This is a genomic window from Actinobacillus genomosp. 2 (assembly GCF_029773605.1).
GTDB lineage: Bacteria > Pseudomonadota > Gammaproteobacteria > Enterobacterales > Pasteurellaceae > Actinobacillus.
Genome location: NZ_CP103807.1, coordinates 1579107 through 1595715 on the forward strand (window position 1 = coordinate 1579107; position 16609 = coordinate 1595715).

Annotated in this window: 18 protein-coding genes; 17 read left to right on the forward strand and 1 reads right to left on the reverse strand. The window is 40.6% G+C overall.

Annotated features, from left to right (window positions below; all coding sequences use genetic code 11):
• The first annotated feature begins 93 nt into the window (after positions 1-93).
• Positions 94-825 (forward strand): hypothetical protein, encoded by a 732-nt coding sequence (locus NYR60_RS07895; RefSeq protein WP_279466576.1) that lies wholly within the window; start codon positions 94-96, stop codon positions 823-825.
• 64 nt (positions 826-889) lie between these two features.
• Here the strand turns inward: NYR60_RS07895 and NYR60_RS07900 are convergent, their stop codons facing one another.
• Complete coding sequence (locus tag NYR60_RS07900; RefSeq protein ID WP_279466579.1) at positions 890-1501, reverse strand: ComEA family DNA-binding protein; 612 nt, start codon at positions 1499-1501, stop codon at positions 890-892.
• Positions 1502-1709: 208 nt separating this feature from the next.
• Between NYR60_RS07900 and NYR60_RS09465 the strand changes: the two genes are divergently transcribed.
• The 16 genes from NYR60_RS09465 (at position 1710) to lipA (ending at position 16568) form a co-directional block, all read left to right on the forward strand.
• Positions 1710-1931, forward strand: coding sequence for a hypothetical protein (locus NYR60_RS09465; RefSeq protein ID WP_431831742.1), 222 nt, complete (start codon positions 1710-1712; stop codon positions 1929-1931).
• A 98-nt stretch (positions 1932-2029) separates the two neighbouring features.
• Positions 2030-3007 carry a serine dehydratase subunit alpha family protein gene (locus NYR60_RS07905; RefSeq protein WP_431831754.1) on the forward strand — a complete coding sequence of 326 codons (978 nt, stop codon included), beginning with the start codon at positions 2030-2032 and terminating at the stop codon, positions 3005-3007.
• A 149-nt stretch (positions 3008-3156) separates the two neighbouring features.
• Positions 3157-3873 (forward strand): amino acid ABC transporter permease, encoded by a 717-nt coding sequence (locus tag NYR60_RS07910; RefSeq protein ID WP_279466580.1) that lies wholly within the window; start codon positions 3157-3159, stop codon positions 3871-3873.
• A gap of 21 nt (positions 3874-3894) precedes the next feature.
• Positions 3895-4644 carry an amino acid ABC transporter ATP-binding protein gene (locus NYR60_RS07915; protein WP_279466581.1) on the forward strand — a complete coding sequence of 250 codons (750 nt, stop codon included), beginning with the start codon at positions 3895-3897 and terminating at the stop codon, positions 4642-4644.
• Between the two features lie 165 nt (positions 4645-4809).
• Positions 4810-7404, forward strand: coding sequence for a DNA mismatch repair protein MutS (gene mutS, locus NYR60_RS07920; RefSeq protein WP_279466583.1), 2595 nt, complete (start codon positions 4810-4812; stop codon positions 7402-7404).
• Between the two features lie 273 nt (positions 7405-7677).
• Entirely contained in the window at positions 7678-7926 is a 249-nt protein-coding gene (locus NYR60_RS07925; protein WP_279466584.1) for a type II toxin-antitoxin system RelE/ParE family toxin, read from the forward strand.
• Positions 7927-8235 carry a helix-turn-helix domain-containing protein gene (locus tag NYR60_RS07930; protein WP_279439545.1) on the forward strand — a complete coding sequence of 103 codons (309 nt, stop codon included), beginning with the start codon at positions 7927-7929 and terminating at the stop codon, positions 8233-8235.
• 139 nt (positions 8236-8374) lie between these two features.
• Complete coding sequence (rsfS, locus tag NYR60_RS07935; protein WP_279466585.1) at positions 8375-8689, forward strand: ribosome silencing factor; 315 nt, start codon at positions 8375-8377, stop codon at positions 8687-8689.
• 22 nt (positions 8690-8711) lie between these two features.
• The gene (gene rlmH / locus NYR60_RS07940; RefSeq protein ID WP_279466586.1) at positions 8712-9179 is read left to right on the forward strand and encodes a 23S rRNA (pseudouridine(1915)-N(3))-methyltransferase RlmH; all 468 of its coding nucleotides are present in this window, start codon (positions 8712-8714) and stop codon (positions 9177-9179) included.
• Positions 9180-9261: 82 nt separating this feature from the next.
• Positions 9262-11235: a penicillin-binding protein 2 gene (mrdA, locus tag NYR60_RS07945; RefSeq protein ID WP_279466588.1), complete on the forward strand. Its 1974-nt coding sequence runs from the start codon at positions 9262-9264 to the stop codon at positions 11233-11235.
• A complete protein-coding gene (gene rodA, locus NYR60_RS07950; RefSeq protein WP_279466589.1) occupies positions 11228-12352 on the forward strand; it encodes a rod shape-determining protein RodA in 1125 nt (374 codons plus the stop codon). The genes mrdA and rodA overlap by 8 nt, the downstream gene beginning before the upstream one ends.
• A gap of 175 nt (positions 12353-12527) precedes the next feature.
• Positions 12528-13085, forward strand: a complete 558-nt coding sequence (locus NYR60_RS07955) for a septal ring lytic transglycosylase RlpA family protein (RefSeq protein ID WP_279466590.1) — start codon at positions 12528-12530, stop codon at positions 13083-13085.
• A gap of 94 nt (positions 13086-13179) precedes the next feature.
• Positions 13180-14358 carry a D-alanyl-D-alanine carboxypeptidase gene (locus tag NYR60_RS07960; protein ID WP_279466591.1) on the forward strand — a complete coding sequence of 393 codons (1179 nt, stop codon included), beginning with the start codon at positions 13180-13182 and terminating at the stop codon, positions 14356-14358.
• A 133-nt stretch (positions 14359-14491) separates the two neighbouring features.
• Positions 14492-14791: a DUF493 family protein YbeD gene (ybeD, locus tag NYR60_RS07965; protein WP_279445581.1), complete on the forward strand. Its 300-nt coding sequence runs from the start codon at positions 14492-14494 to the stop codon at positions 14789-14791.
• A 20-nt stretch (positions 14792-14811) separates the two neighbouring features.
• Positions 14812-15468, forward strand: a complete 657-nt coding sequence (gene lipB / locus NYR60_RS07970) for a lipoyl(octanoyl) transferase LipB (protein WP_279466592.1) — start codon at positions 14812-14814, stop codon at positions 15466-15468.
• A 107-nt stretch (positions 15469-15575) separates the two neighbouring features.
• A complete protein-coding gene (lipA, locus tag NYR60_RS07975) occupies positions 15576-16568 on the forward strand; it encodes a lipoyl synthase (RefSeq protein WP_279466593.1) in 993 nt (330 codons plus the stop codon).
• Positions 16569-16609: the final 41 nt, after the last annotated feature.

Here is a 16609-nt window from a genome sequence, read left to right on the forward strand (position 1 = left end):
AGTTGAAGCGGATGTTTTTCAAATTGAGTAAAAATGTAAGTTAAAATATAATCTGCTACCTCTTTTTTTGATAGATTTGAGGTGCTAATTTGGATGCTTGGGATTATCAATAAAATTGTTTCATCTTCCCTTTCTATGGCTTTTTTAGGCGTACTTAGTTGGTCAGCAGCCTATTCTTACGGCTGGGCACAGGCTTACTTTTACGGATTTCCCTTATGGTATGTGGATATCGGTGCTGGCAATGTTGCTCGTAGCCTCGGCTATGTGCTTTATGTGACGTTAATTCTTTGCTCCACCTATTTAATCGGGCTATTTTTATTAATTAAGGCGAAACCGTTTCTCAGTGTTTCTTGTGTAAAATTAGTTCGGGCAGGGATTTTATGTGCGATTGCTTCATTGCCGATTTTGATTATCAGCACGTTACTTACCGGTAAAATCCATCAAAACAGTATTATTGCCTATTGCTCTGTTGTGGTACTGTTCACCTTAATTTTCCGTCATTCGATTACTCGACATATCAGCAATATCAATATTCATACCGCTATTAATTTCTTCCAAAGTCATAAGAGTTACGTCTTGATGTTTACCTATGCTTATTTTGTCTTATTTGCCTTTATGGTCGGTTATTTGCGACCGCACTTTAAGACACGTTTTGATATGATAGAGGTAAATGACACCATGTACTATATTTTGGCTAAATACAATAAGACTTTCATTTTATCAAAAGAACTCAAACTAGATAATGATGAATTTTATCTGTATGAGTTAAATCCGAATCAGCTTGGTCATATTCATATGATCGATATTAATCATTCACTTAATTAAATAAAAAAGCGGTCTGATCTTGCAATTTTTTTGCGAAATCAGACCGCTAATCATCTCTAAAGGATTAGAATGTTAAAAATGGTGATACTTTTTCAATCGTTGCAGCACCAATGCCGGAAATATTGGATAATTCAGCAGCATTTTTGATTTTACCGACAGTATTGCGATAGTCGATAATTGCTTTAGCTTTCGCTTCACCGATACCGCTTAAGGTTTGTAAGGTTTTTGCGTCAGCGGTATTAATATTAACTTTTGCAGAAGCCGGTACTTTTGCCATTGATGCTTTAGCTGCGGTTACTTTTTCTGCCGCTTGTGCTTTAACGCCATTCATTTTCTCTGTCGCTTGTGCTTTTACAGCTGTTACCTTTTCTTTCGATACGTTTTTCATATCAGACACTTTATCTTTTGTAGATGTTTTGACTGAATTTAAAGCATCTTTTGCTGTCATCACTTTATTCGTTGTTTGATCTTTTGCGACATTTAAGGTTTCTTTTGCGGTTTTTACTTGCGTATTTAATGCCTTTGTCGCACTTTCTTTTGTCATAGATACTTGATTTTTAGCTGTATTTTTTACTGCATCGCTCATTGTTGAAAGCGGATTGTTCGTTTCCGCAAATGAAGTAGCGGATACAGCCATTGCAACAGCTAGAGTTAGAAGTGTTTTTAATGATTTCATTGTGAGATTTCCTCGGTTAATAGAAAAATAAGATTAAAACGTATTTCAATCAAAAGTTGCCTACTCAGACTGACAAATATATGGTTAGTTCAAAGAATCCCATTGAGTGATGAAACATTGTACAGCTTTTTGCAAAAAATTTTGTTCTAATAATCATTTAAAATCTATAACAACAATAATCTATAACTTGGTAATTAAGGGTTGAAAAATGAGTATAAGTCCGGAATTAGAACAGGCGATTTTGTCCACAGTACAACAAGAAGTTGTGCCGGCATTAGGTTGTACCGAACCGGTTTCTTTAGCATTGGCATCTGCGGTAGCTTGTCAATATTTAGGCACATTACCGGATCGAATCGAAGCTAAGGTTTCGCCGAATTTAATGAAAAACGGTATGGGAGTTACCGTACCGGGACAGGTACGGTCGGTTTAACAATGGCGGCGGCAATCGGGGCGATTGGCGGCGATCCAAATGGCGGTTTAGAAGTCTTAAAACATATTACTGCCGAGCAAGTAGAACTTGCCAAACAAATGATTAACGAGCAGAAAATTGAAGTCAGTATTTCTGACACCGAGCATATTCTCTATTCCGAGGCAACACTATTTAATTCTGATCAACAAGTCAAAGTGCGAATTGCCGCTCACCATACCAATGTGATTTATATTGAGAAAAACGGCGAATTGCTGTTTTCCAAACCGTGTGTTGTGGAAAGTGAAAATGCGGAAAATGTCTTTGCAAATCTTACGGCGAAAGATATTTATGATTTTTCCTTAAATGTGGAATTAGAGAAGATTCGCTTTATTCAACAAGCGGCAATTTTAAATAGTGCGTTATCGCAAGAAGGCTTAAATCAGGATTACGGTTTACATATCGGGCGTACCTTGCAAAAACAAATCGGTAAAGGGTTAATTAGTGATGATTTGCTTAATCGTATTGTGATTGAAACCACAGCGGCGAGTGACGCACGTATGGGTGGTGCAAATTTACCGGCAATGAGTAATTCGGGTTCAGGTAATCAAGGGATTACTGCAACCATGCCGGTGGTCGTTGTCGCTCGTCATTTAGCTGCGAGTGAAGAACAACTGATTCGAGCGTTATTTCTTTCGCATTTAATGGCGATTTATATTCATAGCAAATTACCGAAACTCTCTGCGTTATGTGCGGTAACCACGGCAGCAATGGGCAGCTGTGCCGGTGTGGCGTGGTTATTAACCGGTAAATTTGAAGCGATTAGTATGGCAATCAGCAGTATGATCGGCGATATCAGCGGTATTATTTGTGACGGTGCGGCAAATAGCTGTGCGATGAAAGTTTCAACCAGTGTGAGTTCCAGTTATAAATCAATTTTAATGGCATTGGATAATACCCAAGTCACCGGCAACGAAGGGATTGTTGAACACCAAATTGACCGTTCGATCAACAACCTTTGTGCGATCGCTTCTCGCAGTATGCAATATACGGATCACCAAGTGATTGAAATCATGGTCAGCAAACCAAAAAATATATAATTTCTAGCCACTAAAAATAACAAGCGGTAAAATTTGCGTAAATTTTAGCAAATTTTACTGCTTCTTTTCTTATTTAGCCGTCTAGACGTATACATTTCCATCTATATCCCTTAGAATTTAAAACTCAATAGATTAATTTAGGAAAGCCTGTGTTAGAAAATTTCTTACTGCAAATTCCATTTATGGATGAAGCACGTGTAAAGCTAGTAATAGATGCCTTCTTCCCAATGGTTAAAGCGGCAGTCTTGGTTTCTATTCCGCTAGCAATCGCTTCTTTTATTATCGGTATGGCGATTGCGGTCGGTGTTGCGTTAATTCGAGTGACACCGGTAAACGGTATGCTACACCGCATTGCACTTGCAATTGTGAAAGTGTATATCTCAATTATTAGAGGCACGCCGATGTTGGTGCAAATCTCGGTGGTGTTTTACGGCTTGCCGGCGATCGGAGTGTATATTGATCCGATTCCGGCGGCGATTATCGGTTTCTCGCTGAATATCGGTGCATACGGTTCGGAAACCGTGCGTGCGGCGATTTCTTCCGTGCCGAAAGGGCAATGGGAAGCCGGTTATACAATCGGTATGACCTATATGCAAACCTTCCGCCGGATTATTGCACCGCAAGCGATTCGAGTTGCCGTACCGCCATTAAGCAACACTTTTATTGGTTTGTTTAAAGATACGTCATTGGCTTCTGTGGTGACAGTAACGGAAATGTTCCGTGTCGCACAACAAATGGCGAATATGTCTTACGACTTCTTGCCGGTATATATTGAGGCGGGTTTAATTTATTGGTGTTTCTGTTGGGTACTTTTCTTGATTCAAGCAAAACTCGAACACCGCTTTAACCGCTTTGTGGCGAAATAATGGTTAACCACGGAAAACAAGATGATCAAAATTAGTAATATTCATAAAACTTTTGGTGATAACACGATTTTACGTGGTATTGATCTGGAAATTAAAAAAGGTCAAGTGGTAGTAATTCTCGGACCATCCGGTTCCGGTAAAACTACGTTTTTGCGCTGTTTAAATGCGCTGGAAATGCCGGAGCAAGGCACAATCACGTTTGACGGTTTAGAACCATTAAGCGTGGATTTTTCGGCAAAAAATATCAAAAAACAGATTCTTTCTTTACGCCGTAAATCGGGTATGGTGTTCCAAAATTACAACTTATTTCCACACAAAACCGCATTGGAAAATGTGATGGAAGGCCCGGTATTTGTGCAAGGCAAAAAGCTAGAACAAGCCAAAGAGGAAGCCGAGAAATTATTGGCAAAAGTCGGTTTATCCGATAAAGCACAGCTGTACCCATTCCAATTATCCGGCGGTCAGCAACAGCGTGTCGGCATTGCACGTGCATTAGCGATTCAACCGGAACTGATGTTATTTGATGAACCAACTTCGGCGCTTGATCCGGAATTAGTGCAAGACGTGTTGAATACCATGAAAGAGTTGGCGCTAGAAGGCTGGACAATGGTGGTGGTTACGCACGAAATCAAGTTCGCATTAGATGTGGCGGATGTGGTGGTCGTGATGGACGGCGGTGAAATTGTCGAGCAAGGCTCGCCGGCACAACTTTTCCAGAATCCGCAACACGAACGCACTAAACGCTTCTTACATCAAATTCGTGCGGATTAAACCTTCTGATAAGCGGTTTAAATTAGCAAAAATTTTGCAAATTTAGACCGCTTGTTTCATTCTTTTTATTATTCTCCGAATTATTCCTTTTACGCCCCGCAGTTTTTTCCACTCCCTCAATCTGTTACACTAACTACCAATTTTGATTAACTTAACTGCGAAGCCATGACTCAAGATCTTTCTAAACACACGCCGATGATGGCGCAATATTTGCAACTTAAAGCGCAAAATCCTGATATTTTGTTGTTTTATCGTATGGGAGATTTTTACGAATTATTTTATGACGATGCCAAAAAAGCAGCAGCGTTGTTAGATATTTCTTTGACCAAGCGAGGTGCATCAGCAGGTGAGCCGATTCCGATGGCGGGCGTGCCGTATCATGCGGTAGAAGGCTATTTAGCTAAATTGGTCGCATTGGGAGAATCGGTGGCGATTTGTGAGCAGATTGGCGATCCGGCAACGAGCAAAGGGCCGGTTGAACGTAAAATAGTTCGTATTGTTACCCCTGGTACCGTAAGTGATGAAGCGTTATTGCCGGAACGTCAGGACAATTTAGTCGCAGCGATTTATGAAGAAAAAGGTGTGTTTGCGATTGCAACTTTGGATATGACTTCCGGGCGTTTTTTAATTACCGAATTACCAAATAAAGAAGCGCTTGCTGCCGAATTACAACGCTTACAACCAGCGGAAATTTTATATGCGGAAGACTTTTCTGCTGCTGAAATTCTAAATAATTATAAAGGCTTACGCCGCCGTCCGGTGTGGGAATTTGAGTTAGTCACGGCGATTAATTTATTAAATCGCCAATTCGGTACACAAAGTTTAGCCGGTTTTGGGGTGGAAAAAGCCGTGGTGGCATTATGTGCGGCAGGTTGTGTTTTACACTATGCACAAGAAACGCAACGTACCGCATTACCGCATATCAACAGTATTCATTTGGCGCAAAATAGTGACACTATTTTGCTGGATGCGGCAACTCGTCGTAACTTAGAACTGACCCAAAATTTAGCCGGCGGAACGGAAAACATGTTAGCGGCAGTTTTAGATAAATGTGTTACGCCAATGGGCAGCCGTTTGCTGAAACGCTGGATTCATCAACCGATTCGTGACCTAGAAAAGCTGAAAAAGCGTCAAGATATAATTGACACTTTGCAGAAAGAACAACGTATCGAACTGCTTCAGCCGTTACTCCAAAATGTCGGTGATATGGAGCGAATCCTTGCTCGTGTTGCATTGCGCTCGGCTCGCCCTCGTGATTTAACCCGTTTGCGTACCGCCTTGGCACAATTGCCTGATATTGCAAAAAATGCGAAAAATTTGACCGCTTCGCTTGATGCACTTGTGGCACAAATAGGCGATTTCAGCGAATTACACGCACTGCTTGAACGTGCGATTATTGAAACGCCTCCACAATTAATTCGTGACGGCGGTGTGATTGCAGAAGGTTACAATGCAGAGTTGGACGAATGGCGAGAGCTATCTGCCGGTGCAACGCAATATTTGGAAAATCTCGAAATTCGAGAAAGAGAAGCAACAGGTATTGATACGCTTAAAATCGGCTTTAATGCGGTGCACGGCTACTATATTCAAATTAGCCAAGGGCAAGCGCATAAAGCCCCGATGCACTATGTTCGCCGGCAAACTTTGAAAAATGCCGAGCGTTATATTATTCCCGAGCTGAAAACCTATGAAGATAAGGTACTGAAAGCAAAAGGGGCATCATTGGCGTTAGAAAAGCAACTTTATGATGAGTTGTTCGATTTACTTATGCCTCATTTGGGCGAAATGCAATTAGCAGCGATGGCATTATCCGAATTGGACGTACTGACCAATCTTGCCGAACGAGCGGAAAGTTTGAATTATGTACGCCCAACATTTAGTCATCAACGAGGCGTGAATATCAAAGGCGGCCGCCACCTGGTGGTGGAACAAGTATTAAAAGATCCGTTTATTGCCAATCCGGTATTCTTAAACGCACAACGTCATTTATTGGTGGTAACCGGCCCGAATATGGGTGGTAAAAGTACCTATATGCGTCAAATTGCATTGATCAGCTTAATGGCGTATATCGGCAGTTTTGTGCCGGCGGATAGTGCCGAAATCGGTGCGTTAGACCGCATTTTTACCCGTATCGGCGCAAGTGATGATTTAGCCTCAGGCCGTTCGACTTTTATGGTGGAAATGACCGAAATGGCAAATATTCTGCATCAGGCAACCGAAAACAGCTTAGTGCTGATTGATGAAATCGGGCGTGGAACTTCAACTTATGACGGTTTATCGCTGGCGTGGGCGTGTGCTGAATGGTTGGCTAAGAAAACCCAATCGCTTACCTTATTTGCGACGCACTATTTTGAGCTGACCAGTCTGCCGAGTCAGTTAAAAGGCGTGGCGAATGTGCATTTAGATGCTCGAGAACATCAGGATTCCATCGTGTTTATGCACAGCGTACAAGAAGGTGCGGCAAGTAAAAGTTACGGTTTGGCGGTAGCAGCGCTTGCCGGTGTGCCGAAACAGGTTATTCAACTGGCGAAACAGCGTTTAGCGCATTTGGAAGAAATTTCATTACAAACCAAAGAAGCACACGATAATCCGCAAGGCGATCTCTTATTTAGTGCGGATTTACAAGAAGTCCCGCAAATTCAACCGCTTGCGGTACAACAAAGCGAAGTGGAAAAAGCATTAATGAGCATCGACCCCGATGAACTCACCCCTCGTCAAGCGTTGGATGAGCTGTATCGCTTAAAAAAATTAATGGCTTAAGAAGAGCAAAAGGCTAGTGAGTTTTCACTAGCCTTATTTTTTGTTGAGTGATTATTAATACGTTGATTTTTCGATCTTGATCGCAAAAAAAGAATAATCAAGTTGTATGTTACTTAAACACTTATAAGCTATCTTTCATTGGTTGAAAATCATACGCTTTAAGCGTATAGTGAGGAAACAGTGAAGTTAGTTTTTGTAGAATTACCACCTTTTGATAAATTTCGTTATGAAAATTTAACAGATGATGATTATCGTGAATTTTAAGAATATTTAATGAATAATCCCGAAGCTGGAGATATTGTTCAAGGCATAAACGGTTTACGAAAAATTCGTATATCAACCCAAGCAAGGGGGAAGAAAGGTGGTGCCAGAGTGATTTACTACTATTATGTTAGAGGATCACAAATTTGGTTATTTACAGGGTATAACAAATCAAGAAAAATAGATTTGAATTCAATGGAAAGAAAAGCATTTTCTAAAGTATTAGAACATTTAAAAAATATTGCGGATAGGGAGCTATAAATGGGACGTTTATTTGATGATCTAATGGAAGGGGCGGAAGCCTTAGAACAATACCTTCAAGGCAAAATCACCCTGAGAACCACGGTATTAGAAAAGCCTGAACCGATAGAACTTAGCCCGTCTGAAGTTAAATCGATTCGAGAAAAATTAAATCTGTCGCAAGCGGTTTTTGCACATAAATTACATACCTCCGTGCGGACTTATCAAGGGTGGGAACAAGGTAAAACCAAACCGAATCCACAAGCTACTTTGTTATTACGAATGGTAGACAAATCTCCGCAATTATTAGAACAAATGGCACAGCTCTAAGCCGGTTAAATATAAGCGGTCGTATTGGTAAAAAAATTTGCAAATACGACCGCTTTACTTTTGTCTATTTGTTATATTGCAACGAATTTGTGTTAAAATTTAATATTTGTATTTTAGTAAATTTGAAAGAGAACTGAACGTGGAACAAAACTTAGTCGAATTTTTAACAAAAACTTTAGATGATTTAAAAGCACAAGATGTTTTAGCAATTGATGTGCGTGGTAAATCCAGTATTACCGATACCATGATTATCGCAACCGGTACATCGGTACGTCATGTGGCATCAACTGCAGATCGTTTAAGTGCAGAAGCAAAACAAGTAGGCTTTGAAGTGTTTGGTGAAGAAGGTAAAGCGGTTGCCGATTGGATCGTGGTTGACTTCGGTCAAGCGATTGTGCATTTATTACAAGCGGATGCCCGTGAAATGTATCAATTAGAAAAACTTTGGGCATAACCGTCATTTTGGTGGTGGCACAATGAAAATACAACTAATTGCGGTCGGGCAAAAAATGCCGGATTGGGTAAAGGTCGGTTTTGAAGAATACCAACGCCGTTTCCCAAAAGATATGCCATTTGAGTTGATAGAAATTCCTGCCGGTAAACGAGGCAAAAATGCGGATATCAAACGTATTTTAGAGCAAGAAGGCAAAGCGATGTTAGCGGCAGCCGGTAAGGGAAAAATTGTGACGTTGGATATTCCGGGCAAACCTTGGACAACCGAACAATTAGCGAGCCAATTGGAAGCATGGAAAAATGACGGACGAGATGTGTGCTTATTGATTGGCGGTCCGGAAGGGCTTTCGCCGGAATGTAAAGCTACAGCTGAACAAAGTTGGTCGCTTTCGCCGCTAACTTTACCGCATCCAATGGTGCGAGTGATTGTGGCGGAAAGTTTATATCGTGCGTGGTCGCTAACAACAAATCACCCTTATCATCGAGAATAGCTTGACGGTAAATGAAAAGCACAAAATTTTTAAAATTTTGACCGCTTGTTTCTATTTGCTTGAGAACAAAATGAGATAAACAATGTTTGGTAAACTCGGAAAATTAACCAATCCAAAACCTCGTGAGAAAGTGCGAGATGGGCAAGCAGAGAGTAATCTGTTTGCCCGTCGTGCATTGGTCGCGTTTATCGGGGTGTTGGTATTGACTGGTGTGTTATTAACCAATTTGTATCATTTACAGATTGTCAATTATGACGATTACCAAACGCGTTCTAACGGCAACCGTATCAAATTACTTCCGGTTCCGCCTACTCGTGGTTTGATTTACGACCGTAACGGTAAAGTATTAGCCGAAAATATTACCTATTTTGGGCTTTATATCATTCCTGAGAAAACGGAAAACCTAGAAGAAACGTTAGTTGAATTGCGTGATGTGGTTGGGCTAACTGATGAAGATGTGGAAGTGTTTCGTAAAGAGAAAAAACGTACCTCACGTTATACGCCGATTTTATTAAAAGGCAATTTAAACGAAGAACAAATGGCACGTTTTGCGGTAAACCAATATCGTTTCCCAAGCCTAGACGTACAGGCATACTACAAACGTAATTATCCTTACGGTGAATCGTTGACGCATATTCTCGGTTATGTAGCGAAAATCAACGAAAAAGATAAGAAGAAGCTCGAAGAAGAGGGTAAATTTGGTAATTATGCCGGTTCGCATGATATGGGCAAATTGGGTATCGAAAAATATTACGAAGACCAATTACACGGACAAACTGGTTTTGAAGAGGTAGAAATCAATAACCGAGGTAAGGTGATTCGTAAATTACGAGATCAACCAGGTGTCGCTGGTAGCAGTATTCGCTTAACTATTGATGTTGAGCTACAGCAATATATTCAGAATTTGTTGGGTAATCAAAAAGGTTCTGTTGTAGTGCTTGACCCTCGTGATAGCAGCGTATTGGCGATGGTAACTAACCCGAGTTATGATAATAACTTATTTGTCGGTGGTGTATCAGGTGCGGATTATAAACGCTTATTGGACGATCCGGCTCGTCCGTTATATAGCCGTGCCACGCAAGGGACTTATCCACCAGCGTCTACGGTAAAACCATTTTATGCGGTGATGGGCTTGGCAGAAGGAAAAATTACGCCGTTTAGCACCATTTATGACCCTGGTTTTTGGATTTTACCAGGAACGACACAACGTTATCGTGACTGGAAACGAGGTGGACACGGTTCAACTAATGTCAATAAAGCGATTGCCGAGTCTTCAGATACGTTTTTCTATCAGCTCGCTTACGATACCGGGATTGATAAGATGTCTGAGTGGATGCGTAAATTCGGTTTCGGACAAAAAACCGGTATTGATATTTTTGAAGAATCTGCAGGTGTATATCCTAATAAAGAATGGAAGCAAAAACGTTATAAAAAATCTTGGGTACAAGGCGATACTATTCCGGTCGGGATCGGTCAAGGTTACTGGATTGCAACACCGCTACAAGTAGCAAAAGCACAAGCGGTACTGATTAATAATGGTCGTGTGAATACCCCCCATCTTATGATGGAAGTGATTGGTAGCCATAAAACTGAGCCTTATAAAGATCCGTTACTTTACGAAGATATTCAAGGCGTACCGGAACGTTTTTGGGAAGTAGCAAAATTAGGCATGTACAATGTTGTAAATGCCGGTTACGGTACGGGTAAAAAGGCAGGCGGTTCATTTTATCGTGCAGCAGGTAAAAGCGGTACAGCACAGGTTTTTAACTTAAACGGTGGTAAATATAACAAAAATGCCCTGAAAAAAGAGTTACACGACCACGCTTGGTTTATCAGCTATGCACCTTATGATGAGCCAAAAGTGTCAGTAGCGATTATTTTAGAAAATGCCGGCGGTGGCGGAACAAATGCCGCACCTGTTGCACGTCGAGTCATGGATTTTGCATTAAGTAAAACGTTAAAAGAGCCAACCATTGCATTACCTGACCAACAATTACAAAATCCTGAGCAAAATCAACCGCTTGAAAGCGAAGAAGGACAAATAAACAATGAGTAGTGGTGTTAAAAAGTTTTTTTGGAAGATCTTTTCGCTCGATGTATGGTTGTTGCTCGGTTTATTGGCAATTACAGGTTATGGGTTGTTAGTGTTATATAGTGCGAGCGGTGCGAGTGAAAAGATGTTTACCAATCGTATTGTGCAAGTAACACTCGGATTGGGATTAATGTTCTGCATGGCTATGGTTCCACCACGTTTTTATGAGCGGATTTCACCCTATCTTTATTTGGTCTGTATTATCATGCTTATCTTGGTGGATTTAATCGGAGAAACCAGTAAAGGAGCGCAACGATGGCTGAATTTAGGCTTTGTTCGCTTTCAGCCGTCTGAAATTGCTAAGTTATCCGTGCCACTAATGGTAGCGACTTATTTAGGTTCACGAGCTTTACCGCCAAGTTTAAAAGACACTTTTATTGCATTAGGTATTATTATTTTTCCAACCTTATTGGTTGCGGCACAGCCGGATTTAGGTACGTCAATATTAGTTTGTGCCGCTGGGATTTTTGTGCTGTTTCTAGCCGGGTTAAGTTGGAAATTAATTAGTGCCGGTGTAGTATTCTTAGCCGGTTTTATTCCGATTATGTGGTTTTTCTTGATGCACGATTATCAAAAAACCCGTGTAATGACCTTAATCGATCCGGAAAAAGACCCGTTGGGTGCTGGCTATCATATTATTCAGTCTAAAATAGCGATTGGTTCCGGCGGTTTTAATGGTAAAGGTTGGATGGAAGGCACTCAATCACAGTTAGAATTTCTACCGGAACCACATACCGATTTTATCTTTGCCGTATTAAGTGAAGAGCATGGTATGATCGGTGTATTAATTTTATTAGCGATTTATTTATTTATTATTGCCAGAGGTCTTGTGATTGGCGGTAAATCGGACTCAGCGTTTGGGCGCTTAATTTCAGGCGGTACTTCATTATTATTCTTTGTTTATGTTTTTGTAAACATTGGTATGGTAAGTGGTATTTTGCCAGTAGTTGGTGTACCCTTACCGCTGTTTAGCTATGGGGGGACCTCTTATGTTACCCTGATGGCGGCTTTTGGGTTAATGATGTCAGCTTATGTACATCGTAAGCGAGCAAATGGCAATAATCCATATAGTAAACTTTAAGTCGAACTCTAAGACTGAAATGAGAGAGTTTGAACTTTTGCTTTTTTGCGGTATCAAAAAGCACATACAAGAGCAGTTATCTATCAAAAGAAAGATAAACAGCCACCACAAGATAATCCTGTTTTGTGGGCAAAACACATCGTTACACAGTACGATATCTAAATGAGGAAAACTTATGCGATTAAGTAAAATGGTAACCCTGTTGTTAGCTGGATTCTTAACATTCGGATCATTGAATTCTGTTGCAGCAACCAAACACGCAAAAACGTCAGTCATAAAGAAGCACATTGTTTCTAAAACTGCAAAAAAAGCGGTAAAACAAACCGCGTTGAAAGCGAAAAAAACAGCCAAAACTGTCAAAAAGTCGCTGAAAGAACAACATAAACATACTGCTCGTAACCACTATCAGTCTGGTGTTGCAAGTTACTATGCAGATAAATTTAACGGACGCCGTACCGCAAACGGTGAAAGATTTAGCAATGCAGCAATGACTGCGGCACATAAAACATTACCTTTTGGTACTTTAGTCGAAGTGACCAATACACGTAATGGTCGTTCAGTCGTTGTTCGTGTAAATGATCGTGGCCCTTATGCCCATGCTCGAGTGGTAGATTTATCAAAAGCCGCTGCTCGTCAATTAGGTATGCATCATCATGGTACGGCTCACGTGAAATTAGCGGTGCTAAATAAAAATAAAAAAGCTACTTCGGTAGAACGCGAAGAAGATATTTAATCTATTACATTTCGCATCAGGGTTTGCCGAGTTTCGGCAAGCCCTTGTTTGCTTTATATCACCTGTTATTTCCCCCAATGAATTGGATGCTTTTATGAAAAGAACGTTATTAAAATCCGTAAGCCTTTGTGCTTTAGCTGTTTCTCCTTTTGCGATTGCTGATGCAAATGTCGATTTCGGTATTTCTGCACCGCAATTAAATGCACAGACCTATATTTTAATGGATTACAATTCAGGTAATGTGTTGGCGAGTTTAAATCCGGATCAGCGCCAATATCCTGCATCATTAACGAAAATGATGACAAGTTACGTAGTTGGTGATGCACTTAAACAAGGTAAAGTGAAAAACAGTGATATGGTGACTATAACGGAAAATTCTTGGGCACAAAAATTTCCGGGTTCGTCATTAATGTTCTTAGATTTAAATACGCAAGTATCGGTTGCGGATTTAATGCGTGGCTTAATTATCGTTTCAGGTAATGATGCTGCGGTGGCATTAGCGGAACATACTGCGGGTTCTCAGCAAGCATTTATCGATCAAATGAATAAATTTGGTCAACAATTCGGTTTGAAAAATACCTATTTTACCACCGTACACGGTTTGGATGACCCTAATCAATACTCATCAGCTCGTGATATGGCAATTATTGGATCTCATGTGATTCGTGATCAGCCGGAAGAATACAAAATTTACGCAGAAAAAGAGTTCAAATATAACATTAAAAAACCACAACCGAACCGTAACGGTTTATTGTGGGATAAAACTATGAATGTAGATGGTATGAAGACCGGTCATACAAATCAAGCTGGTTATAATTTAGTAGCATCGGCGACTAACAATAATACGCGTTTAATTTCGGTTGTCATGGGTGTACCGACTTATAAAGGTCGTGAAGTAGAAAGCAAAAAATTACTCCAATGGGGCTTTGCAAACTTTGAAACGGTAAAATCTTTACCGGCAGGTCAAGCCGTTTCCGAACAAAGTGTTTATTATGGTGAAGCGGATAAGGTTCAACTCGGTTCAGTTCAAGATAGTTTTGTGACTGTACCGAAGGGCAAAGCCTCTGAGCTTAAAGCACGTTACGAACTTGAACGCAAAAATCTTGAAGCACCTTTAGTGAAAGGTCAGGTCATCGGTAAAGTGATTTATCAATTAGACGGTAAAGATGTTGCAAGTAGCGATCTACAAGTTTTACAAGATGTGCCTGAAGCCGGTATTTTCGGCAAGGCGTGGGACTGGGCAGTCTTAACAGTTAAAAGTTTATTCGACTAATTTTGACTAGCTTGTAATCCTCAAAATCGACCCCATATTTAGGCGACAAATTAACAAGCGGTGTGATTTGGCAAGAAATCTGCAAAATCATACCGCTTGGTCTTAATAGCAAAAGAGAGAAAAGGATATAGATATGACACAATCAAGAACAGTAAACCTACAAGATTTACCACAAGCAAAATTAAAAGATTTATTAGAATTTCCATGTTCATTTACGTTTAAAGTAGTGGGTACACATCGTGAAGATTTAGTGGATGATGTCGTAGCGGTTACGCAAATTCATGCCAAAGGTGATTACAATCCACGCCAACAACGTAGCTCAAAAGGGACGTATAATTCAGTTTCTATTGATATTATTGCCGAACATATCGATCAAGTTGAAACGCTCTATGTTGAATTGGCTAAAATTTCCGGCGTAAGAATGGTTTTATAATTCTTAACGGAGATAACCTGATGAATCAACTTATTGTTCGCCAACTTGGTGTACAACCGTATGAAGAAATCTGGCATAAAATGCAAGATTTTACCGATACTCGTGATGAAAATACTGTAGATGAAATTTGGCTGGTACAACATCCCTCAGTATTTACTCAAGGTTCTGCTGGTAAACCGGAACATTTACTTAATCCGACTAATATTCCCGTTGTGCAAACCGACCGTGGCGGACAAATTACTTATCACGGTGAGGGGCAGCAGATAATGTATGTGCTAATCGATATCAAGCGTTTAAAAGCACAGGGCAAAGAGGTATCGGTACGCGATCTTGTTACTGCATTAGAGCAATGTGTCGTTAAAATATTAGCGGATTATGGGATTGAAGGTTATCCGAAACCGGATGCACCGGGCGTGTATATTGACGGTAAAAAAATCTGTTCGTTAGGACTACGTATTCGCCAAGGTCGATCGTTTCATGGTTTGGCATTTAATGTGAATATGGATTTAACCCCGTTTAAAAACATTAATCCGTGTGGTTATGCAGGCTTAGAAATGACGCAGTTAAAAGATTATATTGCTGAGCAAGAAGCACAATGTCACCTAATCTCCCCAAAATTAGTAGCTCACTTTTGCAACATTTTAGGGTATAATGAGCAACAAATTGTTAACAAGTAATGCTTGGAAGCGTTTGCCCATTAGTATAAACGCATTAGAATTTTAAAAGCTGTGTAAGGGCGAGGTTTATCCTCGCCTTTGAAATTACATAGAAAAGGATAAACTTAATGACAACAGCAACAGGTAGCAAATCCACTAAAATGGAAGCCTTCAAAATGGAACGTGGCGTAAAATATCGTGACGCTGCTAAAACTTCCGTAATTCAAGTCCGTAATATTGACCCTGACCAAGAGTTACTGCCGAAACCAAGTTGGATGAAAATTAAATTACCGGCGACTTCGGCAAAAATTGACAGTATCAAGCACGGTATGCGTCGCCACGGCTTACATTCTGTGTGTGAAGAAGCATCTTGCCCGAACTTGCACGAGTGTTTTAACCACGGTACGGCAACCTTTATGATTATGGGGGCAATTTGTACTCGTCGTTGTCCGTTCTGTGACGTTGCACACGGTAAACCGTTGCCGTTAGATCCGGAAGAACCACGTAAAGTGGCGGAAACCGTACAAGATATGAAGCTAAAATATGTGGTAATCACTTCGGTTGACCGTGATGATTTAGCTGATCGTGGTGCGGCACACTTTGCTGCAACCGTGCGTGAAATTAAAGCGTTAAATCCGGAATGTAAAGTAGAGATTTTAGTGCCTGACTTCCGTGGCCGTGTAGAACAAGCGGTCGAAATTTTAAAACAAAATCCACCGGATGTGTTTAACCATAACCTTGAGAACGTGCCACGTTTATATCGTGAAGTGCGACCAGGGGCAGACTATAAATGGTCGCTTGAATTACTAAAAATTTTCAAACAAGAGTTTCCGAATATCCCGACTAAATCAGGCTTAATGGTAGGTCTTGGCGAAACTAACGAAGAAATTTTAGAAGTGATGCAAGATTTACGCGATCATGGCGTAACAATGTTGACTATCGGTCAGTATTTACAACCGAGTCGTCACCACTTAAAAGTAGAACGCTATGTACCACCGGAAGAGTTTGATATGTTCCGTGCTGAAGCGGAAAAAATGGGCTTTGAACATGCTGCTTGTGGTCCGTTCGTCCGTTCTTCCTATCACGCCGACTTACAAGCAAAAGGCGAATTAGTAAAATAATTTGCATAGTGGATAAAAAAGAGAAAGCTAGTTGCTTTCTC